We start from the raw sequence: 821 nt of genomic DNA, 5'->3' as shown, positions 1-821 counted from the left end.
GACGGCGACGGCGACGGCGACGCGGACCCAGGACCCGGAACCCACGGCCACCGAGTCCGCCACGTCCGCCCCGAACCCGACCGCGAGCACCAGCGCCTCCCCCTCCGCCACGGCCACCGCCACCGAGGCCCCCGCCAAGGGCGAGATAGCCGACGGCACCCTCGGCTGGGGCGTGAAGGAGTCCTTCCGGTCCTATGTCGTCGGCTCCATCGCAAAGGGCGGGGTCACCGTCTCGGGCGGTGCCACCCAGGCGGCCGGCAACGGGCCGTTCACCTTCGAGGACGCCACCGGCACCTACGACACCGACGCCGACAAGCTCACCGCCTCCTTCCAGGGCGCCGTGAACTTCAGGGGCCACGAGACGAACGGCGCCTACGGCCTCGACCTGACCCTCGGCAACCTCAAGGCCACGCTCGACGGCGGCACCGGCACGCTGACCGCTGACGTGAACAGCCTCGGCACCCGGACCGAGGGCGTCGTCCTGGCCGACCTGAAGGCCGGGTCCGCCGACCTGACCGCACGGAACGACGTCATCACCGTCGACGGCGTCGCCGCCACGCTCACCGAGGCCGGCGCGAAGATCTTCGGCAACTACCCGGCCGGCACGGCACTCGACGCCGTCGACCTGTCGGTGGCGCTGAGTGACGACGCCGAACTGCCGGACGGCGGCGGCACGGACCCGACCGGCGGCACGGGCGGCACGGGCGGCTCGGGCACGGGCGGTACCGGCGGCACGTCCGGCTCGACGACCGGAGGCACCGGTTCCACGATCGGCGGCACCGGCACGACCACGGGCGGCACGATCGGCGGCGGCAGCCTCG

1 protein-coding gene is annotated in these 821 nt (G+C 74.2%); it reads left to right on the top strand.

All coding sequences use genetic code 11. The features are described 5' to 3' along the window. Positions 1-821 (top strand): HtaA domain-containing protein (locus tag EBH09_RS38730; protein WP_238697257.1); only part of this gene is annotated, 821 nt, incomplete at both ends.

The organism is Streptomyces sp. E2N166 (assembly GCF_003671715.1).
GTDB classification, from domain to species: domain Bacteria; phylum Actinomycetota; class Actinomycetes; order Streptomycetales; family Streptomycetaceae; genus Streptomyces; species Streptomyces thinghirensis.
This window is presented reverse-complemented; position numbering and strand designations above follow the sequence as displayed.